At 65.1% G+C, this 21,918-nt stretch carries 26 protein-coding genes; 15 read left to right on the top strand and 11 right to left on the bottom strand.

The annotated features are described in order from the left end of the window. Nucleotides 1-32 precede the first annotated feature (32 nt). From K0O64_RS04455 to K0O64_RS04405, 11 genes are all read left to right on the top strand, one after another. Entirely contained in the window at nucleotides 33-1,505 is a 1,473-nt protein-coding gene (locus K0O64_RS04455) for a hypothetical protein (protein ID WP_225933623.1), read from the top strand. 414 nt (nucleotides 1,506-1,919) lie between these two features. Continuing rightward, on the top strand, nucleotides 1,920-2,786 hold the full coding sequence (locus K0O64_RS04450; RefSeq protein WP_225933622.1) for an MlaE family ABC transporter permease: 867 nt from the start codon (nucleotides 1,920-1,922) through the stop codon (nucleotides 2,784-2,786). Next, on the top strand, nucleotides 2,783-3,637 hold the full coding sequence (locus tag K0O64_RS04445; protein ID WP_425574745.1) for an ABC transporter permease: 855 nt from the start codon (nucleotides 2,783-2,785) through the stop codon (nucleotides 3,635-3,637). Before K0O64_RS04450 ends, K0O64_RS04445 begins: the two co-directional genes overlap by 4 nt. Then, nucleotides 3,638-5,014, top strand: coding sequence for an MlaD family protein (locus K0O64_RS04440; RefSeq protein ID WP_220046119.1), 1,377 nt, complete (start codon nucleotides 3,638-3,640; stop codon nucleotides 5,012-5,014). Further along, the gene (locus K0O64_RS04435; RefSeq protein WP_220046118.1) at nucleotides 5,011-6,066 is read left to right on the top strand and encodes an MCE family protein; all 1,056 of its coding nucleotides are present in this window, start codon (nucleotides 5,011-5,013) and stop codon (nucleotides 6,064-6,066) included. The genes K0O64_RS04440 and K0O64_RS04435 overlap by 4 nt, the downstream gene beginning before the upstream one ends. Next, nucleotides 6,059-7,078, top strand: coding sequence for an MCE family protein (locus tag K0O64_RS04430; RefSeq protein WP_220046117.1), 1,020 nt, complete (start codon nucleotides 6,059-6,061; stop codon nucleotides 7,076-7,078). The genes K0O64_RS04435 and K0O64_RS04430 overlap by 8 nt, the downstream gene beginning before the upstream one ends. Further along, the gene (locus K0O64_RS04425; protein WP_220046116.1) at nucleotides 7,075-8,190 is read left to right on the top strand and encodes an MCE family protein; all 1,116 of its coding nucleotides are present in this window, start codon (nucleotides 7,075-7,077) and stop codon (nucleotides 8,188-8,190) included. Before K0O64_RS04430 ends, K0O64_RS04425 begins: the two co-directional genes overlap by 4 nt. Continuing rightward, complete coding sequence (locus tag K0O64_RS04420) at nucleotides 8,187-9,380, top strand: MlaD family protein (RefSeq protein ID WP_220046115.1); 1,194 nt, start codon at nucleotides 8,187-8,189, stop codon at nucleotides 9,378-9,380. Before K0O64_RS04425 ends, K0O64_RS04420 begins: the two co-directional genes overlap by 4 nt. Then, nucleotides 9,377-10,627, top strand: coding sequence for an MlaD family protein (locus K0O64_RS04415; protein WP_220046114.1), 1,251 nt, complete (start codon nucleotides 9,377-9,379; stop codon nucleotides 10,625-10,627). Before K0O64_RS04420 ends, K0O64_RS04415 begins: the two co-directional genes overlap by 4 nt. A 4-nt stretch (nucleotides 10,628-10,631) precedes the next feature. Further along, complete coding sequence (locus K0O64_RS04410) at nucleotides 10,632-11,213, top strand: Rv1363c family protein (RefSeq protein WP_220046474.1); 582 nt, start codon at nucleotides 10,632-10,634, stop codon at nucleotides 11,211-11,213. A 5-nt stretch (nucleotides 11,214-11,218) separates the two neighbouring features. Beyond that, the gene (locus K0O64_RS04405; protein ID WP_220046113.1) at nucleotides 11,219-12,004 is read left to right on the top strand and encodes a mannan-binding lectin; all 786 of its coding nucleotides are present in this window, start codon (nucleotides 11,219-11,221) and stop codon (nucleotides 12,002-12,004) included. Between the two features lie 5 nt (nucleotides 12,005-12,009). Here the strand turns inward: K0O64_RS04405 and K0O64_RS04400 are convergent, their stop codons facing one another. Continuing rightward, the gene (locus tag K0O64_RS04400) at nucleotides 12,010-12,888 is read right to left on the bottom strand and encodes an oxygenase MpaB family protein (RefSeq protein ID WP_220046112.1); all 879 of its coding nucleotides are present in this window, start codon (nucleotides 12,886-12,888) and stop codon (nucleotides 12,010-12,012) included. A 126-nt stretch (nucleotides 12,889-13,014) separates the two neighbouring features. On the opposite strand from K0O64_RS04400, the gene K0O64_RS04395 reads away from it, so the two are divergent. Then, nucleotides 13,015-14,241 (top strand): TetR/AcrR family transcriptional regulator, encoded by a 1,227-nt coding sequence (locus K0O64_RS04395; protein ID WP_220046111.1) that lies wholly within the window; start codon nucleotides 13,015-13,017, stop codon nucleotides 14,239-14,241. A 75-nt stretch (nucleotides 14,242-14,316) separates the two neighbouring features. On the opposite strand, the gene K0O64_RS04390 is transcribed toward K0O64_RS04395, so the two are convergent. Together K0O64_RS04390 and K0O64_RS04385 are read right to left on the bottom strand one after the other, a co-directional pair. Next, entirely contained in the window at nucleotides 14,317-14,523 is a 207-nt protein-coding gene (locus K0O64_RS04390) for a hypothetical protein (protein WP_225933620.1), read from the bottom strand. A 9-nt stretch (nucleotides 14,524-14,532) separates the two neighbouring features. Next, complete coding sequence (locus K0O64_RS04385) at nucleotides 14,533-15,354, bottom strand: glycoside hydrolase family 16 protein (RefSeq protein ID WP_225933619.1); 822 nt, start codon at nucleotides 15,352-15,354, stop codon at nucleotides 14,533-14,535. Between the two features lie 100 nt (nucleotides 15,355-15,454). On the opposite strand from K0O64_RS04385, the gene K0O64_RS04380 reads away from it, so the two are divergent. Next, entirely contained in the window at nucleotides 15,455-15,937 is a 483-nt protein-coding gene (locus K0O64_RS04380) for a hypothetical protein (protein ID WP_164520017.1), read from the top strand. 10 nt (nucleotides 15,938-15,947) lie between these two features. On the opposite strand, the gene K0O64_RS04375 is transcribed toward K0O64_RS04380, so the two are convergent. From K0O64_RS04375 to K0O64_RS04345, 7 genes are all read right to left on the bottom strand, one after another. Further along, complete coding sequence (locus K0O64_RS04375; protein WP_125477387.1) at nucleotides 15,948-17,606, bottom strand: SWIM zinc finger family protein; 1,659 nt, start codon at nucleotides 17,604-17,606, stop codon at nucleotides 15,948-15,950. Between the two features lie 41 nt (nucleotides 17,607-17,647). Beyond that, nucleotides 17,648-18,046 (bottom strand): type II toxin-antitoxin system VapC family toxin, encoded by a 399-nt coding sequence (locus K0O64_RS04370; protein ID WP_096309973.1) that lies wholly within the window; start codon nucleotides 18,044-18,046, stop codon nucleotides 17,648-17,650. Continuing rightward, the gene (locus K0O64_RS04365) at nucleotides 18,043-18,306 is read right to left on the bottom strand and encodes a type II toxin-antitoxin system VapB family antitoxin (protein WP_096309971.1); all 264 of its coding nucleotides are present in this window, start codon (nucleotides 18,304-18,306) and stop codon (nucleotides 18,043-18,045) included. The genes K0O64_RS04370 and K0O64_RS04365 overlap by 4 nt, the downstream gene beginning before the upstream one ends. 62 nt (nucleotides 18,307-18,368) lie before the next feature. After that, nucleotides 18,369-19,280 (bottom strand): hypothetical protein, encoded by a 912-nt coding sequence (locus K0O64_RS04360; RefSeq protein WP_220046109.1) that lies wholly within the window; start codon nucleotides 19,278-19,280, stop codon nucleotides 18,369-18,371. A gap of 56 nt (nucleotides 19,281-19,336) precedes the next feature. Continuing rightward, nucleotides 19,337-19,915 (bottom strand): hypothetical protein, encoded by a 579-nt coding sequence (locus tag K0O64_RS04355; RefSeq protein WP_220046108.1) that lies wholly within the window; start codon nucleotides 19,913-19,915, stop codon nucleotides 19,337-19,339. Nucleotides 19,916-19,994: 79 nt separating this feature from the next. Further along, nucleotides 19,995-20,378, bottom strand: a complete 384-nt coding sequence (locus K0O64_RS04350) for a type II toxin-antitoxin system death-on-curing family toxin (RefSeq protein ID WP_071947609.1) — start codon at nucleotides 20,376-20,378, stop codon at nucleotides 19,995-19,997. After that, on the bottom strand, nucleotides 20,375-20,572 hold the full coding sequence (locus K0O64_RS04345) for an antitoxin Phd (RefSeq protein ID WP_096312685.1): 198 nt from the start codon (nucleotides 20,570-20,572) through the stop codon (nucleotides 20,375-20,377). Before K0O64_RS04345 ends, K0O64_RS04350 begins: the two co-directional genes overlap by 4 nt. A gap of 132 nt (nucleotides 20,573-20,704) precedes the next feature. On the opposite strand from K0O64_RS04345, the gene K0O64_RS04340 reads away from it, so the two are divergent. Continuing rightward, nucleotides 20,705-20,953 (top strand): type II toxin-antitoxin system Phd/YefM family antitoxin, encoded by a 249-nt coding sequence (locus K0O64_RS04340; protein WP_220046107.1) that lies wholly within the window; start codon nucleotides 20,705-20,707, stop codon nucleotides 20,951-20,953. Next, nucleotides 20,954-21,349, top strand: coding sequence for a type II toxin-antitoxin system VapC family toxin (locus K0O64_RS04335; protein WP_220046106.1), 396 nt, complete (start codon nucleotides 20,954-20,956; stop codon nucleotides 21,347-21,349). A gap of 85 nt (nucleotides 21,350-21,434) precedes the next feature. Here the strand turns inward: K0O64_RS04335 and K0O64_RS04330 are convergent, their stop codons facing one another. After that, complete coding sequence (locus K0O64_RS04330) at nucleotides 21,435-21,860, bottom strand: cupin domain-containing protein (RefSeq protein ID WP_220046105.1); 426 nt, start codon at nucleotides 21,858-21,860, stop codon at nucleotides 21,435-21,437. Nucleotides 21,861-21,918 lie beyond the last annotated feature (58 nt).

Below are 21,918 nucleotides of genomic sequence, written 5' to 3'. Positions count from 1 at the left end.
CGGCACGTGTGCCAGATCGGGCGAACCGTCGTATGCACACAGGGCACCGGTGTGGCCTGGCCGTCGCCGCCCTCGGTCTCGGCGTTGGCTTGGGGGTCGCCAGCGGGCAAGCGGTGGCGTGGGCGGATACCGGTCACGCCAATTCGTCGTCCGCATCGTCGAGTCACTCGACCGCCAGCGGGCCACGAAAGTCGGACGGCAATAAAGCCGCCAAGCGTGACGCAACTGCGACCGCCGCCGGCGCGTCATCGCGTGGCGCAGGTTTGGCGACGAGTAAGCGACTCGCCGCTGATCGCAATTCGACTGCGCCGCAACCTCTCCCGACAGCATCGTCCACCACGTCGGCGCCGGTCGCTCCCCAGCCTCCGGGGCAGCTGTCCCCCATCGCCCAGCTCATCGGGTTGCCCGGGCACATCGTGAACACGGTGCTGCAGACACTGGACATGACCGCCGCCACGACCGGCCCGCAGAGCCCGCTCAACTTCGCGCCGATCGACGAACTCCTCTTCACGGCGTTTCGCAGAATCGAACATGCGGCGGGACTCGACGCGACGCCGACCAGTCAGCCGGTGCCGCCCACCATGACTTACACCGGCCCCACAACAGCGCTGACGCCGACAGTGGCGCAATTCCTCAACGCCGCAGCGGCCGAATACGTGCTGGGCGGTGTCCCGGGCGGTCTGCGTCAGTTCACGGTCAACGGCGTGCCCATGACGTCGACCAATGTTCTCTCCGGTGAGGCCGCCCAGGTCTGGGTGACACCGCAGAACCAGATCATCATCGCCTACCAAGGCACCACCGGCGGAACGAACCTATTGTTCAACCCGCTGATCGCCATCTCCCAGATCGTCACCGACCTCCAGATCCTCTTCACTGGGACGACGCCGCGAGCCTTCACCGACGCGCTCAGATTCGAACAGCGGGTGCAGGATGCGGCCGCGCTTCAGGGCTACAGCACCTCGGACATCTTCGTCACCGGCCACTCGCTCGGGGGCTGGGAAGCCGAATACGTCTCGCAGCAGACCGGATTGGGCGGCATCGGGTTCGAGAGTCCCGGCATCAACACCATCGTCACCGGCAACGGCGCCAACTCCGGGTTCGTCAACATCGAGACCTACGGCGATCCCGCGGCGTACTTTTCCAGCGACCTACCCGGTCTACAACCGTTCATGCCCCGCTACGTTCCGGCCGGCGGAAGTAAGCCCCATTACGGCCCGATCGTGATGATCGGCGATCCGAATGCGGTTGCGCCGCTGTTCAATTCCTCGGCGCTCTACGGATACGGCCCCATCGGGGACGCGATCTTCATGATCGACACCCTGGGCAATTTCTTCGAACACCATCTGCCCGGGATGCAGGCGTACAACCTCGACGTCGCCCCGGATCCGACCGTCGTGCCATGGTTGGGATTGCCCATGGGGCCCGTCGAGACGGGGTACGGCGCATTGACGATCTCCCAATTGCTGCAGGCCGCGTCACAGGCGGGGACGCTCATCGCGCCATAACGCGGCAGGATGTGAATAACCAATCCCGTGATGCGGTCACGTAACCGGATCTGGACCCTGCCGCACGATCGAATGCCACCGGTGCATTCCGCGTAGCACGGCCATCGAAGGTAACTGCGCTTACGGTAACGCGTTTCGTCGGTCATGTGCGGGACGTGCCTATGAGCGATGCGCGCTTGACGTCGCCAAACATACTGATCACTTGAGCAGTATGTAAATGAATATTCTTTGACATCTTGACGTCGCAAGTCGATGAGTCCTACGGTGCACAAGACCCCAAAGAATCCATCGACTGATGGCGTCGGCATCAAGTAGCGAACGGATGTGAATTTCCCATCTTCTGCGTCTACCAAATGCGCTCGTGCGCAGATTGTTTGACATCCGGGGCGCCGGCGACCCAAGGATTGTCAGCCAATGTCTGAGCTGGATCTGCCGGTAAGCCGTCAGTCCAGCGGCGGCGGGGTGGAGGTCATCGAAAACTGGACCGTTGGCTATGTGAAGCGGCACCCGCTCGCGTCGCTCAGGACGGTCGGCGAGCAGTTCGTCCTCGGTGTGAGGACTCTGCAGTACTTGTTCCTCGACCTCGTCACCGGCCGGTTCCCGCTGCAGGAGTTCGTCCGCCAAGGCGCGTTCATGGCCGGGACGGCCGTGGTGCCGACAGTGCTGGTGGCCCTGCCGGTCGGTGTGACGCTGTCGATCCAGTTCGCGCTGCTCGCGGGGCAGGTCGGCGCCACCTCGCTGGCGGGCGCGGCCAGCGGTCTGGCCGTGATCCGGCAGGCCGCATCCCTGGTCGCGGCGATTCTTATGGCGGCCGCTGTCGGCTCGGCCATCACCGCCGACCTCGGCTCCCGGACGATGCGGGAAGAGATCGACGCCATGGAGGTCATGGGTGTCTCGGTGATCCGTCGCCTCGTCGTGCCGCGGTTCGCCGCCGCGATCATGATCGGCGTCGCGCTGACCGGGGTGGTGTGCTTCGTCGGGTTCCTTGCGAGCTATCTGTTCAACGTCTACTTCCAGAACGGGGCACCCGGCAGCTTCGTGGCCACCTTCGCCTCGTTCACCACACCGGGTGACATGGTGCTCGCGTTACTCAAGGCCGTGGTGTTTGGCGCGATCGTCGCGATCGTGTCGAGTCAGAAGGGCCTGTCCACCAAGGGCGGTCCGACCGGGGTGGCCAACTCGGTGAATGCCGCTGTGGTCGAGTCGATTCTGATCCTGATGATCGTCAACGTCGTTATCAGCCAGCTGTACAACATGCTGTTCCCCAGGGTGGGCCTGTGACTGCGTCCACCTACAGCCCCTTCCGGATTCCGTGGACCCGGTTCTCCCGGACGCTCACGTCGTCGATCGTCCGGATGGGCCACATGCTGGTCTTCTTCGTCCGTGCGGTCGCGGCGGTGCCGATTGTGCTGCGCCACTATCGAACCGAGTTCGCCCGGCTGCTGTCCGACATCGCCTGGGGCAACGGGTCGTTGGTGGTCGGCGGCGGTACCGCGGGCGTCGCACTGGTCCTGGGTGTGACGGTCGGCGCGATCGTTGGCATCGAGGGCTACAACTTCCTGAACCTGCTGGGTCTGGGCCCGGCAACCGGGATCATCTCGTCACTGGTGAACACCCGCGAGCTCGCCCCGATCGCGGCATCGCTGGCGTTCGCGACCCAAGGCGGCTGCCGCTTCACCGCACAACTGGGGTCGATGCGGATCGCCGAGGAGATCGACGCGCTCGACTCGCTGGCGATCCGGCCCATCCCCTACCTGGTGACCACGCGGCTGATGGCGTCGGTGGTCGCCGTGATCCCGCTCTACGTCCTGTGTTTGGCGGTGAGCTACCTGACCACCCAGATCGTGGTCGAGGTGATCAGCGGCGGATCCAACGGGGCGTACCTGCACTACTTCACGCTGATGCTGTCCGGCACCGACGTGCTGTACTCACTGCTGAAGGCGGTCGTGTTCGTCTGGATCGCCTCGACGATCCAGTGCTACTACGGCTTCTACGCCAGCGGCGGACCCGAAGGTGTCGGCATCGCCGCCGGGCACGCGATGCGCGCGGCCATCACGGTCACGATCGTCGTCAACATGCTGCTGACCATGGCGCTGTGGAGCGTCGACGCCGGAGCGAGGTTCGGCGGCTAGATGGCGAATTCCTTTGACCTGGACGGCCGCGGCCCCACCGAGCGGCAGCTGCTGTTCTGCGGACTGGCCGTGGTGCTGGTCGCCGCCCTGGTCACCACGCTGTTGCTACTCAAGTCGAACGGCAAGCTCAACAACTACATCCGGGTGGTCGCCGACCTGCTGAACGTCGGCGACGGGCTGCCACAGAAGTCGGACGTGAAGTATCACGGTGTCTTGGTCGGTGCGGTCGACACCGTGATCCCGGCCGCCAACGGCCATCCCAACTACGTCCACATCGACCTGAAACCCGAATACGCCGGCTCCATCCCGGCGTCGGTGACCGCGCGGGTGGTGCCGTCCAACGTGTTCGCGGTGTCGTCGGTGCAATTAGTTGCCGACGGACCCGGTCCGGCGATCCGCGCCGGCGAGCACATCCCCGAGGACACCCAGCTGCCGACGGTGCTGTTCCAAACCACGATCAGCAAGCTGCGCGACGTGCTGGCCGCCACCGGCCGCGGCCGCGAGGACCGCAGCGTCGGCATCTTGGCCGCGGTCAACGCCGCCACCGAGAACCGGCGCGGCAAGCTGCTCACCGGGGGCGCCCAACTGAATCGGCTTCTAGACCAGTTGAACTCGATCGTCAGCACCGACGACGGCCCCTCCACGGTCTCGGCGTTGATCGACGCCACCCACGGGTTGTCGACAACCGCGCCCGATCTGGTCGATGCCCTGCATCAGGCGGTGCAGCCCATGCAGGTACTGGCCGAAAAGCGCGCTGCGCTCACCACGTTGGTGACCGGAGGCCAGCACACGCTGGGCACCACACACACCGCGATCGACAATCACATCGACCAGCTCACCGGCATCACCCATGACCTGACTCCGGTGCTGGGCAGCCTCGCGATGAACGCGGGCAAGTTCGTGCCGGCGTTCACGAAGATGAATGAGTTGTCCCGCAAGTTCTTCGACGAGGTGTGGATGCCGGAATTGGACACCGGCAATATGCGGGTCAACCTGTCGCTGACGCCGAGCTACGACTACACCCGCGCCGACTGCCCCCGCTACGGCCAACTGCTCGGGCCGAGTTGCTACACCGCACCGAAGATCGTGGTGCGGCCCGACCTTCCCGAGATGCTGCTGCCGCAGAACTATCAACCGCCGAAGGATCTGGCGCCGACACCGGGCACGGTTGTCGGTCCGGACGGCAACCTGGTGGCGGTCGGTCCGCCGCTGATCAACCCGACCCCGAACCTGGCCGACCCGAATCCGCCGACGCCGTGGTGGGCTCCGCCCTTCCCGCGGGTGCCGGGCACCGCCGATCCGGACGACGCTCCGCCACCGCCGGCTGGTGCCGCGCCTGTGCCACCGCTGCCCGCCGAAGCCGGGGGGACTCCATGAGGTTTCGTGCCCCGTTGATCGGGTTGTCGCTGTTCATGGTCGTGGCGGTGACGTTGACCTGGCTGGTGTACGTGACGCTGCGCCGCGACGTGGCCGGTCCCACCACTCCGTACGCCGCGATGTTCACCGACGTGTATGGGCTGCGGGAGGGCGACGACGTCCGGATGGCGGGCGTACGCGTCGGCCGCGTCGAAAAAATCGAACTGGCAGGCAAATTGGCCAAGGTGTCGTTCGTCGTGCAGAACGACCAGCACCTGTTCGGCAACACCGTGGCCTCGGTGACCTACCAGAACATCGTCGGCCAGCGGTACCTCGGGTTGTCGCTCGGCAAGATCGGCAGCCCAGGCCCGCTCGCGCCGCACGCAACGATCCCGCTCGAGCGCACCGACCCGTCCTTCGATGTCGGCACGCTGCTCAACGGCTACGAACCGCTGTTCAGCGTGCTGAACCCGCGCGACGCCGACAACCTCACCAAGGGTGTAATCCAGTCCCTGCAGGGTGACAACTCGTCGATCGTCAACCTGGTCAGTCAAACCTCCACGCTGACAGACACCTTCGCCGGCCGTGATCAGACCCTCGGCGATGTGATCACCCAACTGAACACGGTGATGGCGAACCTCGCGACGCAGAACCAGAACCTCGATCAGGTGATCTCGCAGACCAGCAAGGTGGTGTCGGACTTCAACGCGCGGCGCCCCGAGCTGGTCGCCTCGACCGGCACGATGGCGCGGGTGATCCGTCAGCTGTCGACGATCTCCGACACCGTCAACCCACAGTTGAACGAGATGATAACTCGCCAGCCAGGTTTCACCGGGCATCTCGTCGACATCGAGCCGCAGCTGGCGTTCACCGGCGACAACCTGCCGCTGATGCTCAAGGGCCTGGCGCGGATCACCAACGAGGGCGCGTTCGGCAATGCCTACGCGTGCGACCTGAACGCCACCGGATTCTTCCCCGGCCTCAACGACATCACGCCGATCATCGTCAACGCGGCGACACCGGGAAGCAAAGCGATGTACACCCCACGATGCAGGAACATGGCCAATGGCTAGGCGGCGGTTGGAGAGCTACAACACGACCTGGCTCGGCCTGATCGCCGTCGCCGTGGTCAGCGTCATCGTCGGCGCCATGCTGATTGCCAACGCCGCCAACGTCAATCACCGCCACTACACCGCGCTGTTCCTCCAGGCGGCCGCGTTGCAGACCGGGAACCCGATCACCATCGGCGGTATCCAGGTCGGCAAGGTCACCAGCATGAGGCTCGCCGGCGACCACGTCGAAGCCGGGCTCGAAGTGCAGGACGACGTCGCGCTCGGTAAGGACTCGAAGGCCGTCATCAAGGTCGCCACCATCCTGGGCTCGCGCTACCTGGCGCTGGAACCCAAAGAGGGCGGGTCGCTGCCCAACAACACCTTCGACCTTGCGCATACCGAAGTTCCGTACGATCTGCAGGCCGCGCTGGCCGACGTGACGACCACCTACGAGCAGGTCGACACGGACGCGTTCGCGAAGTCCCTGGGGATCCTGGGCCAGCAGATGCAGGGCCTGCCCGAGGTGGTGCCGCAGGCGATGCGCAACATCCAGACCCTGTCGACGGTGATCGCCGACCGGCGAGACCAGTTGGGCGCCTTGCTGAAGAGCACCGATCTGATCAGTTCGACGCTGGAGCGGCAGCACGCCAACATCGCCGCGATGATCAACCAGGGGCAGGAGTTGATCAGCCGGTTCGTGGCGCGCAGCGCCACCTTCCACGCGATGATGGCCGCACTCACCAATCTGGTGAACACGATGAGCACCACCGTGGTGGCCAACCGCAGCGAGCTGGACCAGACCATCAAGAATCTGCGCCAGCTCTCCGACCTGCTGGCCCAACACGACGACCTGTTGCGCAGCACCCTGCAGGCCGGCCCGGTCGCGCTGCGCGGCTTCGCGAATGCGAGCGGCACCGGCAACGCCTTCGACTTCAACGCCCCGAACGGGCTGGCCGTCGACTCGTGGATGTGCGCAATCAGCGGCCGGGCCAAGCAGTTCGGGATGATCCAATACTTCAAGGACTGCAAGTGAGTGCGCGGGCCAGGCTGCTGGCGGTTGTGACGGTGGTCGTCGTGGCCGCCGCGTCGGCGATCACCGTGGCATTGGTGTACTTCAAGTCGGCAGGAGACCACATCACGCTGACCGCCCAATTCGACAGCGCTGCCGGGCTTTACGTCGACAACACGGTGGCGGTCCTGGGGATGCCGGTCGGCAAGGTCACCGCGATCACGCCGAAGAGCGGGTACGTCGAGGTGCAGTTCACCGTCGACCGTGACGTCAAGATTCCGGCCGACGCGCAGGCGGTGACGATCTCGACGTCGATCCTCACCGACCGCCAGATCGAGCTCACCCCGCCGTACCGCGGCGGGCCGATACTCAGGGACCGCGACACCATCGGGCTGCCGCGGACCAAGACGCCCGTGGAGTTCGCCCGCGTGCTCGGCGTGCTGGACAAGATCTCGGTCTCGCTCAAGGGCGACGGCAAGGGTAACGGGCCGGTGGCCGACGTCGTGAACTCCGGTGCGGCGATCGCCGACGGCAACGGGCAAAAGATCAAGGACGCGTTGGGTGAACTATCGAATGCGTTGCGGCTCAGCGCCGACGGCGGCGCCCAGACTCGCGATCAGCTGACCACGATCGTGCGTAACCTGAGCTCGCTGCTGCAGGCGGCTGCCGACAACGACGCGACGCTGCGCGACTTCGGCGCGACCGTGCGCCAGCTGAGCCAGATCGTCAACGACGAGGACTTCGGTAGCGGCACCACCGGCAAAACGATGAACACGCTGCTGACGCAGGTCGGCGATTTCCTGGAGAAGAACCGGGACAATATCAAAGCTGTTGTCAATAACGGCAACACGACCGCCAACACCCTCGTCGAACGGCAGCGGGACCTCAAGGAGTTCATCGACGTCGCGCCGCTGACCCTGGACAACCTGTACAACGTGGTCGACCGGAACAACGGCGTGGCCAGGGCTCGGGTGCTCACCGATCGGGTGTTGTTCGACAACCAGGCCACCAAGGAGCTGTGCAACCTGATGGGCCTGCGCCAGTTGGGTTGCAGCACGGGCACGTTACAGGACTTCGGACCCGACTTCGGGCTGAGCTACGTGCTCGACGGTATGGCTGCGATGGGGCAGAAATGAAACGGGGCGTCGCGGTTCTGGTGGTGGCGTTGGGCGCCACGGCGTGCTCGTCCAACGGGTTGTCGAGCCTGCCGTTGCCGGCACCGACGGTGGGCAGCGGCGGGTATCGGTTGACCGCGGTCTTCTCGAACGCGTTGAACCTGCCCGCGGAGGCCAAGGTGAAACTCGCGGGTGCCGACGTCGGCCAGATGGAGTCGATGGTGGCGCGCAACTACACCGCGGTCACCACGATCCGGATCATGGACGGGGTGCGGCTGCCGAAAGGCAGCACCGCCGAACTGCGTTCGGCCACACCGCTGGGCGATGTGTTCATCGCTTTGAAGCCACCGCCTGGTGCCTCCCCCGCCACTCCGCTGCTGAAGGACGGCGACACCATCGGCCTGGACAACACCACGGCCGCGGCCACGGTGGAGTCGGTGCTCAGTTCAGCGGCGGTGATGGTCAACGGCGGTGCGGTGCGCAACTTCACCAACATCATCAACGGTCTCGGCAAGGCGACCGGTGATCAGGGGCAGGCGTTCGGCGACATCATCGCCAAGACCAACGGCACGCTGTCGAAACTGACGGCGCGTTCCGGCCAGATCTCAGATGCGTTGACCCAGACATCGCAGCTGGCCAAGGAACTCGACGCCAAGAATCAGCAACTCACGGAGGTGGTGGCCGCGGCTGGGCCGGCCACCGACGCGCTGGCCGCGAACGCCGACGCCGTCGCCGACGTCGTGCAGCAGGTCGGTGACACCGGCACACAGCTGGAGAAGTTCCCCTCCATCGCGGGCACCGACACCAGCGGGCGCAGCGTGATCGGCGACGCCAACACGATCGCCCGGGCGTGGAATGATTTGGTGCTCGCTCCGGACGCCAATCTGGCGGCTCTGAACCGGCTGATGCCGCCGTTCATCAAATCAACGCCGAGTAACGCGATTTCGGTGCGAGCCAGCATCGACCGGCTGGTGCTGGGGTCGATCCCCGATGCCGGATTCGGCGGCGACGTCGGCTTCCATGGCCCCAAGCGCTACGACTGGGCGCAGATGGCCGGCACGTTCAAGTACACGCTGTGGCGACTGCAGCAGCGCGTCGTCGGCTCCGGTCCCGGCGTTCCGCAGGTTCCCGTCTTGCCGAGCCCCGATAAACCGGGTGAGCTGATCGTCGCGCCGCCGTTGCCCGGACCGTTGCCGGGACCGCCGCCATGATCGACAGGACAGCGGGCCACGTCGTGAGGGTGGTCGGATTCGGGTATCGACACCGATTGTGGCTGTCGACAGCGGGTTTGGTGATGACGCTGGTGATCGCGACCGCATACGTGTTGGTCGGTGCGCTGCGGGTCACACCGTTCGACTCGGCGTACCGGGTCACGATTCAGCTGCCGGAATCCGGTGGGCTGCTGCCGAACCAGGACGTCACGCTGCGCGGGGTGCCGATCGGGCGGGTGCAGTCGCTGGCAGTGACACCCGACGGTGTCGCCGCGGTGGCCACCGTGCGTTCGGATGTGAAGATCCCGACGGCGAGCCCGGTGCGGGTATCGGGGCTCTCCCCCGCCGGCGAGCAGTACATCGAATTCGTCCCGGACTCCGACACCGGCCCATACCTGCACGACGGCAGTGTGATCGCACAGAGTAATACCTCGGTGCCGGTCAGCCTGGCTGACGTCCTGGCCCACGCCGACGGAATGCTGAAGCAGGTCGATCCGGCCAAGCTGGAGCTGGTCAAGAAAGAACTGAGCCTGACCAACCAGGGTCCGCAGAAGCTGGCCAACATCATCGACGGCGGCACGTTCCTGCTGTCGACGCTGGATTCCGTTCTGCCTGAGACCACCAGCGTTCTGAAGACCAGCCGGATCGTGCTGACGACGGCCGCCGACAAGAACCCGGGCATCATGGTGGCGACCGGCAACCTCAGCCGCACCTTCGTCGGGGTGAACAAGATGGTCGACGGCTATCGCCGGTTCGTCGACCAGACGCCGCAAACCCTTTCGGCCACCGACAATTTGTTCACCGACAACTCCGACACCATGGTGGGGCTGCTGACCAGCATGGCCACCGCAGGGCAACTGCTGTATGTGCGGGTGCCTGCGCTCAACGCGCTGTTCCCGGACTACCGCGGGTCGCTGCTCGATGCGCTGGGCAGCATCATGCACGACCACGGCCTGTGGGTGACCGCGGACGTCTACCCGCGCTACACATGCGACTACGGCACCCCGCGCCGCCCACCGTCGTCGGCGGACTATCCGGAGCCGTACCTGTACACCTACTGCCGCGACGACGATCCCGCGGTGCTGATCCGCGGGGCCAAGAACGCGCCGCGGCCGACCGGCGACGACACCGCCGGTCCTCCGCCGGGTGCCGACCTCGGTCAGACCACCGACCCGACACCCAAGGGGCGCTACACCATTCCGACCCCGTACGGCGGCCCGGTGCTGCCGATCGAACCGCCGAGCTAAGGAGATTGCGGTGACTGCTACGACTGACATCGAACCCGATACCGACGCCGAAGTGGAGGCCGTTGAGGAGACGGTTGATGAGGTTGCCGAGGAGCCTGCCACGCGGCGGCGGTGGCCCCTGGTCCGTCGAGTGTTGCTGGGCGCGTTGATGGTTGCGCTTCTCGGCGGCTCGGGCTTCTTGGGCTGGCAGGCGTGGCAGCAGCATCAGGTCGAGGTGGCGTCACGCGAGGGCCAGGCGGCGGCGGTGCGCTACGCGCAGGTGCTGACGAGCATCGACTCCAACAATGTGGACCAGAACTTCGCCGACGTACTCAACGGTGCGACGGGCGAATTCAAGGACATGTATTCACAATCCAGTGCGCAGCTGCGTCAGCTGCTGTTGGACAACAAGGCGACCGCGCGCGGCGTCGTGATCGACTCGGCGGTGAAGTCGGCGACGCCCGACAAGGTGGTCGTGCTGATGTTCGTCGACCAGACGGTGGCCAACAAGGCCGCGCCGGACCCGCGCATCGACCGTAGCCGCGTCAAGATGACCATGGAGAAGGTCGACGGATCGTGGCGGGCCAGCAAAGTCGAATTGCCCTGAATAGCATGCGCATTCGTGTGGTTGCTGGGCTACTGGTCGTGGCGTCGCTAGCCGCGGCGACGGTGCCACTGGCCGGGGCGTCGGCGCCGGACCTGTGCGCGGGTCTCGGCGCCGACTGGGACGGCGCGTACTGCCACACCTCGGTGCTCTCGGAACGCAAGGCCGTGCGCGATATCAAGGTGGCGGTGCCCGGCGATCTCGTCGACAACCCGGTGACCGGCCCGACCATCCGGGATTACCTGACCACGTTGGTGAACAACTGGCGCAACGTCGGTGTGCACATGGTGGCCGACAGCTTCGGCGAGGAGAACTTCCAGATCCTGCAGCGCGGTGACGTGCTGAGCGTGGTGTTCCACGAGGACTATCACGCCGATGGACCCAAGTTCAACAACGCTTTTCGCACATTCACGTGGAACATGGGCCGCGGGGTGCGGTTGCAGCTGGCCGATCTACTCAAGCCCGGAGTGGACCTCGGCGCGATTGCGTCGCTGGGCCAGCCGTTCATCGTGGACGCGCTCGACGCAGCGCCACCACCGCATCAACCGGGCAGCTATCCGTTCCAGGCGGATCGGTGGGGACCGGACAAGGTGTACTCGGGCGGGTACAAGGCGTGGGCGCTGTCGGGTGACGAGCTGATCCTGTACATGCCGGATTACCCCGTGGCCCATGACACGCCGCTCGACTACACGCCCGGCATCATGCAGTGGTTCATGGATGGCGGCACCGTGCAGGCGCACATTCCGCTGTCGGCGCTGGCCTCGGTGCTGCGTCCGCAGTTCGGCGGAACGTGACCGCGCTAGACCAGCCGCTTGCCGTGCCGGGCGCGCCAGCGCAGGTCGGCCAGCAAGACGTGCGGTCCGGGCTGCCGGATGAACGACGGCAGGAAGCGGTTCACCAGAGCGACGAACCGGAAAAGCAGTTCAAACCGGCGTTGCTTGCCGCGGCTCCAGGTCAGCCCGAGCTCCGCACGGAACACCGGCGCCAGGAAGCCCGCGGTGAGGAACTTCAACAGGCCGCGAAAGGGCAAGCGCAGCAACGGGTTGATCATCTTGAGGTCGAGCAGATCAAGCAGGTAGGCGCGGACGGTGTCGTCGATGTGGACGCGTCGGCAGGCGGCGTTCCAGTAGTCGTCGAAGTCGGCGCGGGTGGGCGGCCACTGGTCTTCGCTGACCTGCAGGGTGGTGCCCAGCGGCCAGGCGGAACGGTAGAAACCCTCGGCCTGGTCGGGGGTCATCTCGCCGCGCAGCAGTTGGTAGGTGTCTTCCAGCCCGACGAACAGGCAGGCGGCTACCCACATCTGCAGGTCGCGGTCAAAGGCGTTGTAGCGCACCGGGCTATCGCTGGCGGACTTGACGTGGCGGTGCGCGGAGTTGACGGCCTCGCGGTACAGGAGCTTGTCCTCGTCGGTGCCGATGACGGCGACGGCGATGTACGTGAATGTGGTGCGGGCCCGCTTCCACGGGTGGATGAGCAGGTTTCCGGAGTCGACCTTGGATTCGACGACGCCGTAGCCGACGCCGGGCAGCGACAGCTGCATGACGACGTTGGCGGCGCCGGCGGCGAACGACCAGAAGTCCAGGGCATCGGCAGCGGTGACCGGTTCGTCGCCCCAGCGGGCAGTTCGTTTGTTAATCACGATGCGAGTGGATTCGGCGGTCAGCGACGATGACTGCATGCGAACATCTCCCCTTGTCTAGCTGTATGAAGCCTCTCACACAGGCGAGACGGGCGGCAAGAATAAGTGAATGCTGGTTCTCGCTGACGGAAAGACTTTCAGTGATGCAGCCGAGGAGCGACTAGCGTGGAGTCTGTGTCAGAGGGCGAACCCGCCGTTCGGCGGCGGCCGAAGGATCGCAAGGCGCAGATCGCGCGTGCGTCGGCCGACGCGTTCGGGTCGCAGGGCTATCACGCCGTCAGCATGGAGGACATCGCCGCGCGGGTCGGCATCACGCCCGCTGCGCTGTACCGCCATTCGCCCAGTAAGTACGACTTGTTCCGCGACGCCGTGCTGGGGCTCGGGCAGCTGCTCGTCGACGCCACGGCGTTCGCCGACGACCGCGACGATGACGATCCGGCGGCGACGCTGCGGATGCTGACCGCAGCGCTGGCTGACGCGACGATCGCGAACCGGACTGCGGGAGGGTTGTACCGCTGGGAGGCACGGTATCTGCGCAGCGAGGACCGGGTTCTGCTGGCCGAGCAGCTGCGGGTGGTGAACCACCGGTTGCAGCGTCCTCTGCTGCAGCTGCGGCCGAAGCTGACGTCGTCGCAGCGGTGGACGCTGTCGTCGGCAGCACTTTCGGTGATCGGCAGCATCACCGACCACTCGAATCAGCTTGCCGCAGGCGAGATTCGCTTGGTGCTGATATCGATGGCGGCCGATGTGCTGGCCGCTGAGTTGCCTGCTTCGCGGCGTCGTACGGCGCCTCGGCCGGAACCGATCAACGTCGGACCCGAGGCCGGGATGTACGAGCATGTGCTGTACGAGTCGGTCCGGTTGTTCTACGAAAACGGGTACCGCAACACGAGCATGGAGGACATCGCGTCGGCGGTGGGGATCCAGGCGTCGGGGCTGTACCGGTCATTCCCGGGCAAGGCCGACATCCTGGCGCTGGCGTATCGGCGGGCCGCCGACCGGCATTCGAGTGATACCGCGGATGCGTTGTCGCGCAACTCCGATCCGGAGGAGGCGCTCGACGATGTGGTCGACGAGTATCTCGGCCGGGTGATGGAGTGGCCGGACCTGCCGTACGTGTATTACACGGAGCGACACAATGTTCCGGAAGCCGACCTGCGGGTGCTGGAGACCATCGAGTCGTCGACGATGGACGCGTGGGCGCGACTGGTGACGGCGGCGCGGCCGGAGATGAAGATCGGTGCGGCGCGGTATGCGGTCGGTGCGGCGTTCGCACTGACGGTGGACTTCCGGCGGCTGTTCGCACGCGACTCTGGGCCTGAGTCGGTGGCGACGATCCGACGACTGATGGAGGTCACGCTGCTGGGCCGGCCGGTGAAGCGCCGGCGTTAGCGTTTACGCGCCGACCGTGCAGCTTGTCGTCGATTTTTCGACGATCTTCGACCACAGCCTGCACGCTCGGCGACGCTATTGCCTGGGCTCGTCCTCGTCCCAATACGCCCACTCCGGCAGCGGTGTCGGCGGCATGACACCGCGGACCGAGCCGGGCCCGAGATTCGGATCAGGCTGAGTGCGTTGGCCTCTCGCGCGCCGTAAGCCCCGCCGATAGGCGAACACGAGAATCGTGACGCCGACCACGAGGAACGCGACCAGCGCTACCTTCGCGATCAGCACCCACATGGGCTACCAGACCCGGATGTAATCGATCAGCATGTTGGCCGGATAGCTACCGCCGGTCGGGTCACCGCCGCCGGAGCCGGCAACCGCGAGGTCGAAGACCGGCATCATCGCGTAACCGGGATCGTTGAACTGCCAGTCCGGAAGTGAACGCGCGGGGACGTTGAAGTAGGGCGCGGCGCCGTCGACGTAGTCCTTATAGAACCGCATACCCGCGTCATCCCATGTGACGCGCCAGGTGTGCCAGGCACTGTCGGCGGAGATCGTCTGGCTGACGTGTTCACCGCCGTTGAGCTTGGCGTGCACGGCGGTGCCGGGAGCCCACTTGCCGTTGCCGTACCACTCCATGACGTCGACCTCGCCGCCGTTGACGGGGCTCTCGTTGGAGAGGTAGAAGGCGGGCCAGCACCCGGGCGTCAGGCAGTCCATCTTCATGCGGGCTTCCCAGGTATGGCCGATGCCGCCGTTCCACTTCCCGAAGATCTTGCCGCTGTAGTAGGTGGGTCCGTCCTTGGCGGCGTGGAAGACGAGGTTGGATTTGCCGTCGAGGTAGACGTTGCGGCGGTCGTCGCGGTATTGGCCGACGTTCTCGGGCAGCTCCCAGAACGTGGGGTCCTGCATCGTCTCGCGGGCCAGGGCGGTGGTCCACTTCGAGGGGTCGGGAGCCGAACCGGCGGGGCCGTCGAACTCGTCGCGAAAAATATAGTTCTGCGGGGCGGGGGCAGATGGCGGTGCGGGCCGCGACGGGGCGGCGGTGGCCTGCGGGATTCTCGTGGCGGCTGCCAGCAGGCCGAAGCCCGCGGTCATGAGCATCTGGCGACGATCCATGGACCCATGAAAGCCGCTTCTTTCGGCGGGGCGCAAGCTGGCAGTCGGCTGTATGGCCAATGACCTCCTGTTATGCGGTTTGGAGTCGTACCGTGATCGCGTGGCAGATCAGTCAGCGGCGATCACTCCGGCGCCTCCGCCGGATGCGATCATGCGGGCCGTCAACCCGCTCATGCGGTATCTGTTGCGCACCCCGTTGGCCGGCGGGCTGCGTAAGCAATTCATGGTGCTGAGCTTCAAAGGGCGCAAGACGGGCCGCGAGTTCGTGCTGCCGGTCTCGGCGCATCGGATCGATGGTGATTTGTACGCGTTGGTCGGATCGGCGTGGAAGGTGAATTTTCGCGGTGGGGCTTCCGTTTCGGTGTTGGTTGACGGTGTTGAGCGGTCGATGCGGGGCGAGCTGATCGAGGATCGGGAGCGGACGGTTGATCTGTTTCATCGGTGTGCCGTCTCGTATGGGGTGAAGCGGGCGCAGCGGATGATGGGGCTGCAGTTCCGGGATGACCGGATTCCTTCAGCAGAAGAGTTCCGCGAGGCGATCGAGGTGAACAAGCTGGCGGCGATCCGGTTCACACCGGCTTAGGCAGCCACCGTCAAAGTCGCTTCGCGTCAAGGGCTTTCATAAGCGACGGTCGCCTACCGTACTCCTGGCGAATCTGGGCGATGAACGACGCGAAATCGGCGCTGCGACCGCCGCGTTCATACAACTTTGCCATCGTCGCCAGCGTCGCGGCAATATCGGGATAGAGCTTGCTATTGGGGTACCGGAGGTCACTCTCGAGCTGCGGGCGGTAGAGGTCTGCGGCTTCCACCGGCCGAGCATTGGCGCCGCGCTCGGCGAGTTCCTTCCAGGCCCAGCCGGGGCCAAAACGCTCGGCCGCCTGCCACGCGCTATCGACGTCGCCCTCACTCAAACACAGCTGAACCAAGACCGCGCCGAGGGCGAAGCGGTCAGATGCGGCCAGTTGCCGCGCGTGGTCGAAAGCCCACGAGCGTTCGGTATCGGCCCGGTCGATGCGGGCCGCGAAATCGAGTAGGACACGGTAGGTGGACACCGACGGGCGTCGAACGAAGTCTGCGCGAAGGACACCGAGCGCATCATCGATCCGACCAAGTTCCTGATACGTCGCGGCGACATCATCGGGGCTCAGCCAGTATTCGTTGCCGCCGTTGTGGCTGCTGATTCTTCCTTCGGCCACTGCGCGGTCGATCCATGCCACCGCCTCCTCGGGACGACCCGCTGCCCGCAATCGGTCGATGATCGCCCCATATTGCGCGTGTTCCTCCCGCTGGGAAAGCAACTCCACGGCCCGGTCGACGTCGCCGTCGTGGTCAGCGAGCTCGAGCAGCATTGCGTCGACTTCGAATCGTTGCCAGTGATTACGGTCTGCCAGCTTTCGATCCAGTGCCGCGACCGCCCGACGGTACGTTGCGAGTGCTTGTTCGTCGAAGGAATCTACGAAGTCTGCCAACTCTACGTGCGGCCACCCAGGGGAATCAGCCCGAAATTTCACCAGCCACTTAGCCAATTCGACCGGGTCGGGTTGACCCAATAGACAGGCCTGCGCGTAGAGGCCGGCAGCGCGTTGGCATTGATCACCGATCGAACCCGAGGAGTCGTCAACGTTCCCGACGATCTTGCGTAACCGGGTCAGCGCGTACAGGAGCGCAGGACGCACGAGTTCGGCAGATCCACTATTGAGGTGGATTTCAAGTTCGTCGAGCAGGTGACTGGCCGCCTCCGCGACCTCGAAGGAACGCCGATAGTCGACAAAGCCTCTGAAGGCCAGGGCATTTCGGGCGTGGTCTCCCAACTCGGCTTTGGCCTGCGAGTCGTCGCCGGACACAGCCGTCGCGCGAACCTCCAGCATGCGGCGAACGCCATCATCGCGCTGCGCAAGCGTCATGACGAGCTCACGCAACTCACCGACGTCCATCGCTTGCACCGCCGCTTCGACCGTGCTGCTTGCTGTTTCGTCGACAGGGATCCTTCCCGTGTCGATCGCAGCGAGTCCCGTTGCGACCAGATGCTTGCAGAAGTTGCCGTCGGCATGGTGGGGGCAAGTACACGATCCGATGAGGGACGGGCCTGACCAATCGAGCTCTACCGTGTAGACCTTCTTGGCCTGGATCGACGCATAAGCCTTGGAGGCGGTCGTACGGAGCCCTCGGACATAGCGAACGTAATCCTCACCCCGGCCATAGACCACCTCACCCGCCGCCTTGAGCAGCGTGGTTTCGGAGAGCGGCACACCATCATGGTGCCCGATCACGAGACCACACGCAGGCGCCTTCAGCCGAGAGCGGCCGGAGTGATATCCGTATGGGTGAAGTCGTCGCCGACGAACAGCAATGGTTCACCGGTGACCGCGGCAAGGGCGTAGGAGTAGCAGTCACCAAGATTCAGGCCCGCGCGATGGCCGCTGCCACGTCCGAACTCACGGTAGGCGCGTGTGACACTCGCAGCCTGCTCGGCATCGAAAGACACTCTCACGATGCCTAATTGGTCGATGAGGCGCTCCACGCGTCGTAAGTCTTCGGGTTTCAGTCGCCTCATGAGGACCGCCGCCACCTCGACCAGCGTGGCCGCGGAGATCTTCGGCTCGGCTGCGCCCACCAGCGCGTCGACTAACCGATCACGCCCCGACTCGTTGAGCGCTATGGCCACGATCGCCGACGTATCGACGATCACGCAGGCAACCCGTTCTCGTCATACAAGTCGGTCTCGTCTTTACGAATGGACTTGCGCTGCTGCGCGGTGATCGACCGATCCAGTTCGGCGAGCAAGTCGTTGACCTTCTGGCGTCGAGTATCCCCACCCTCATCGGCGGTGAGCTGGGCAAGCTTGGCACGCACCGCTTCTTCGACGGCGCTCGTCTGACTGAGTCCCGTACGCCGCGCGAGCTCCCGGACCAGCGCAACCGTCTGCGGGTTCTTGATGTTCAGACTCATGGTAGAAGTCTACCCGCGTGTGGTAGATTTCTGCACTATGCGGCGGTCCGGTTCACACCGGCTTACGGCTCTACGCTCGCCGGCTCGGTGTGCTGCGCCGCCTGATGACCGGCGGCACCGAAGACGGCGACGGCGACCGCGCCAGCCACGGCACCGATGAATCCGAGGGCCACGACCCACGCGAGCCCGGGACGGGCGCTGTCACCGAGGAAAACAACGCCGATGATTCCAGGAACCACAGTCTCGCCGACAACGAGAGCTGCGGTGGCCCCGTTTACCGAACCCAATTGCAGTGCAACGGTATGCAGATAGAAGCCGCCGATGCCGGCGATGGCGACGGTCCATGCCGCGGGGTCGGCCAGCACGACCGAGGGCTGCAGCGGTTCGAGACCGTCGAGCACCCGAACACCGATCGCGAGCATGCCGAACAGCACGCCTGCGATCAGTCCGGCCATGATCGCGCTGCGCGACCCGAGGACACGGGTGAGTGCGATCCCGGCGAGCAGGATTAGCACCGATACCCCCAGCACGATCCAGTGGACGAGCCGGTCCGGGTTCACGTCACCACGCTCCCCCGATCCGAGACCGAGCACGAAGAGCGACGCGATGACCGCGGCGATGGCGATCCAATCACGGGAGCGCAGGCCGATGCCGAGGACCGCGATACCGAGCAGTGCGGTGACGACCAGGTTGGCGCTGATGATCGTCTGGGACAAGAACAGTGGAATCAGCCGCGCCGAGACCGCACTGCCCACGAAACCCACGACGTCCAGGACCATGCCGACGATGAACGCTGCGGTGATCGTGGCATGCAGGGTCGAGCGCAAAGTCGGCCCGCCGGTGGCGGTGACGTGCCCAGTCGCGCCGCGGTCGCGGGCCGCGGCTGCTGATCGGTGTGCCCCGTAGGCCTGCAGCACCGAGGAGACGCCGTAGCCGATACACGCCAGCAGCGCCGCCAGGACACCGATCACCATCGCCCGAGGCTAGCTGCCCAGTCCGAGGGTCTGCTGAGAGCGGTCGCTGGCGGGCGTCAGGCCCCCGCACAGACTCCGGAGTCGCGGATGGTGTTGCCGTAGACGTTGGCCGTCGCGATGTGGGCATTGAGCTGACCCGACGGCAGCTGATGCTTCATGTTGTCGCTGATCTGGGTGAGCTGATACCAGAGGTGGAACACCGAATCCCCGTTGTAGACAGGCGAATACTCGCTCTGGTCGGGGTAGTTCACGATGAAAAGGGTGTGGGCGCGGGGGTCAAGGAAGGCCGCGGACTGGTCGAGGTTGGCTTCGATGGTGTTGGCGGCTTGTTGGATAGCGGGGGCTTGCCAGTTGTCGTGCTGGCTGTCGAGGAAGTGTTGGAAGCCGAAGACCTGACTCATGAGCGGGTCGTATTGGGCGTTGAACCATTGGCAGGAGTCGCGCATGGCGGTGACTTGCTCGGGGGTGACCCGGTTCCGCCAGAGGTTGTAGGGATAGACGGCGGTGTTGGGCTGCCAGTCGGAGACGTGCGGGACGAACTGCGGGAGTGACGGTGTTGGGTTGTCGGCGTTGGCGATTGGTGCGGTGAGTGCTGTCGTGATGAGTGCCGCCGCGAGTGTGAACCCCTTGTGCATGACTGATTTTCCCGTGTGACAACTGACGTTGTCTAGGGGTTGGCGCGACCTAACGTGAGTTATGCACTCGAATCGGCAGTCATCCGATTGCGAATCCTTGCAGCTTCTCTGCCAGTTCCGGCAGTTCCAGATCACCTTGGACGGCAACAGCATTCATGAAGTCCTCAGCGTCGTCGACATCGAAATCGGGGTTCAACTCGACTCCGTTGATGTACAGGAACGTCCACGCGGCTGCCCATGCGGTGCGCTTGTTGCCGTCGACCAGTGCGTGGTTGCGAGCCAAAGACTGCAGCAGCGCCGCCGCCTTGGTGACGAGGTCAGGATAGGCGTCAACACCGAAGACGGTAGCCTGCGGGCGCGCCACCGCCGCATCGAGCAGGCCGTAGTCGGCCACTCTCAGCTCGACCCCCACCGCCGCAGCACCGGCGACCAGGACATCGTCACGGTCCAGGTATTCGGTCACGCCAGCCGGCGGTTGAGCTCTGCGCTGCGCTCGGCGACGATCCGCGCACCCTCCCGCACGCGACGCTTGTGATCGCTCGCGGCATCAAGGGCGGCGCGGTGGACGAATGCGCGCAACGACTGCTCGCCCGCCGCCGCCGCGGTGCGCAACTGCTCCATCTCCGCGTCACTGAAGTTGATGTTCAAGGCCGGCATCCAGCCAAAGTACCAGATTCGGTACTTGTCTCGGTACCAATCGATCTGTCGCCTGTCGACCCGAACCGTGCCAGTCGGTAGCCCTCCGCTGCCCCGCGTAGCGATGTGTAGCATATCTCGCTACACTTCCCTATGGCCAAAACGATCCCGCAGCGTGAACTGCGCAACGAAAACGCGAAGCTCATAAATGCGGTCGCCGCGGGTGAGACGTTCGTCGTCACCCGTCATGGGGAGCCGGTCGCCGAACTTCGCCCTATTCAGTCCGCCCGCAAGACATTCATCACCCGTGACGACTTGGCACGCGTCGCCGGCGCAGGGGTGCGGATCGACCCTGACCAGTTCCGTCGGGATCTCGACGCCACGATCGATCAGAGCCTGTAGATGGCTGCCGGGCTGTTGGACACATCGGTGGTGATCGACTGGCACGATCCGGCAGTCGCCGACAAACTACCGGACGAGATGGCAATTTCCGCCATCACTGTCGCCGAGTTGGCTGCTGGTCCCCTCCTGGCGAGTACGGCGGTAGAGGCCGCCAAACGCCAGTCGCGGTTGCAGGAGGTTGAATCGCTGATTGAGCCAATCCCTTTCGACGACAGAGCAGCGCGCAGCTACGGTCTTATCGTTGCGGCCGCCATCAGTGAAGGCGGCAAGCCTCGCAGCCGGTTCGCGGATCTGTTGATTGCGGCTACCGCACATGCCCATGGCCTGGACTTCTACAGCCGCAATGCGGACGATTTCGCGGGCCTTACAGATCTGGTCTGCGTGGTGGCGCTGTAATTACGGTGATTGGCCTGCACCCCAGACTCATTCACTGAACTGTGATGGGTTGGCGTTGCCCAGGGTTGGGCCGACCTCACCTGCGTTATCCCGGCGGCGGGGTGCCGATGAGGACGGCGGCCATGCGATAGCCGTCGGGGCCGGCTTTCCAGGCGTGGTCGACGCCAGTCATGAGGACCATGTCACCGGCTTCGATGCGGTGCGCGCCGTCGTCGAGGATGAGGTCGACGGATCCGCTGAGCACGATCTCGAGGTCGAGGGTGTCAGTGTGATGCTTGGGGGTCTCAGTGTCGGCGCCTTGCTCGACGACCATCCAGCGGACGTGGCCGGGCTCGAGGTACTGGTCGATCAGGTCGGCGTTGCCCTGGGGTCTCGCGGGCGGCGGGCTCTGCGTCGTGTTGTACGGAATGGCGATGCCGAAACCGGGTGCGACGGAGTTGATTTCGACCTCGTCGCTGCTGACGACGCAGGACTTGCCATCGGCGTCGACTCCGGTGATGAACAGTCGCATGGGCCGCCTTCCACTTGTGGTGGTGTCAGCGTAGCGGGCCACACCGGAGGCGACGCCG

Origin of the sequence: Mycolicibacterium pallens (assembly GCF_019456675.1) — a bacterium.
Lineage (GTDB): Bacteria > Actinomycetota > Actinomycetes > Mycobacteriales > Mycobacteriaceae > Mycobacterium > Mycobacterium crocinum.
The sequence above is the reverse complement of the archived record's forward strand: the minus strand, read 5'-3'. Positions and strand labels throughout refer to the sequence as shown.

Coding starts and splice junctions, on each gene's coding strand:
- K0O64_RS04455 (WP_225933623.1), top strand. CDS start 33: ATGCACACAGGGCACCGGTGTGGCCTGGCCGTCGCCGCCCTCGGTCTC.
- K0O64_RS04450 (WP_225933622.1), top strand. CDS start 1,920: ATGTCTGAGCTGGATCTGCCGGTAAGCCGTCAGTCCAGCGGCGGCGGG.
- K0O64_RS04440 (WP_220046119.1), top strand. CDS start 3,638: ATGGCGAATTCCTTTGACCTGGACGGCCGCGGCCCCACCGAGCGGCAG.
- K0O64_RS04435 (WP_220046118.1), top strand. CDS start 5,011: ATGAGGTTTCGTGCCCCGTTGATCGGGTTGTCGCTGTTCATGGTCGTG.
- K0O64_RS04430 (WP_220046117.1), top strand. CDS start 6,059: ATGGCTAGGCGGCGGTTGGAGAGCTACAACACGACCTGGCTCGGCCTG.
- K0O64_RS04420 (WP_220046115.1), top strand. CDS start 8,187: ATGAAACGGGGCGTCGCGGTTCTGGTGGTGGCGTTGGGCGCCACGGCG.
- K0O64_RS04415 (WP_220046114.1), top strand. CDS start 9,377: ATGATCGACAGGACAGCGGGCCACGTCGTGAGGGTGGTCGGATTCGGG.
- K0O64_RS04405 (WP_220046113.1), top strand. CDS start 11,219: ATGCGCATTCGTGTGGTTGCTGGGCTACTGGTCGTGGCGTCGCTAGCC.
- K0O64_RS04400 (WP_220046112.1), bottom strand. CDS start 12,888: ATGCAGTCATCGTCGCTGACCGCCGAATCCACTCGCATCGTGATTAAC.
- K0O64_RS04385 (WP_225933619.1), bottom strand. CDS start 15,354: ATGGATCGTCGCCAGATGCTCATGACCGCGGGCTTCGGCCTGCTGGCA.
- K0O64_RS04365 (WP_096309971.1), bottom strand. CDS start 18,306: ATGAGTCTGAACATCAAGAACCCGCAGACGGTTGCGCTGGTCCGGGAG.
- K0O64_RS04360 (WP_220046109.1), bottom strand. CDS start 19,280: ATGGTGATCGGTGTCCTGGCGGCGCTGCTGGCGTGTATCGGCTACGGC.
- K0O64_RS04355 (WP_220046108.1), bottom strand. CDS start 19,915: ATGCACAAGGGGTTCACACTCGCGGCGGCACTCATCACGACAGCACTC.
- K0O64_RS04345 (WP_096312685.1), bottom strand. CDS start 20,572: ATGCCGGCCTTGAACATCAACTTCAGTGACGCGGAGATGGAGCAGTTG.
- K0O64_RS04340 (WP_220046107.1), top strand. CDS start 20,705: ATGGCCAAAACGATCCCGCAGCGTGAACTGCGCAACGAAAACGCGAAG.
- K0O64_RS04335 (WP_220046106.1), top strand. CDS start 20,954: ATGGCTGCCGGGCTGTTGGACACATCGGTGGTGATCGACTGGCACGAT.
- K0O64_RS04330 (WP_220046105.1), bottom strand. CDS start 21,860: ATGCGACTGTTCATCACCGGAGTCGACGCCGATGGCAAGTCCTGCGTC.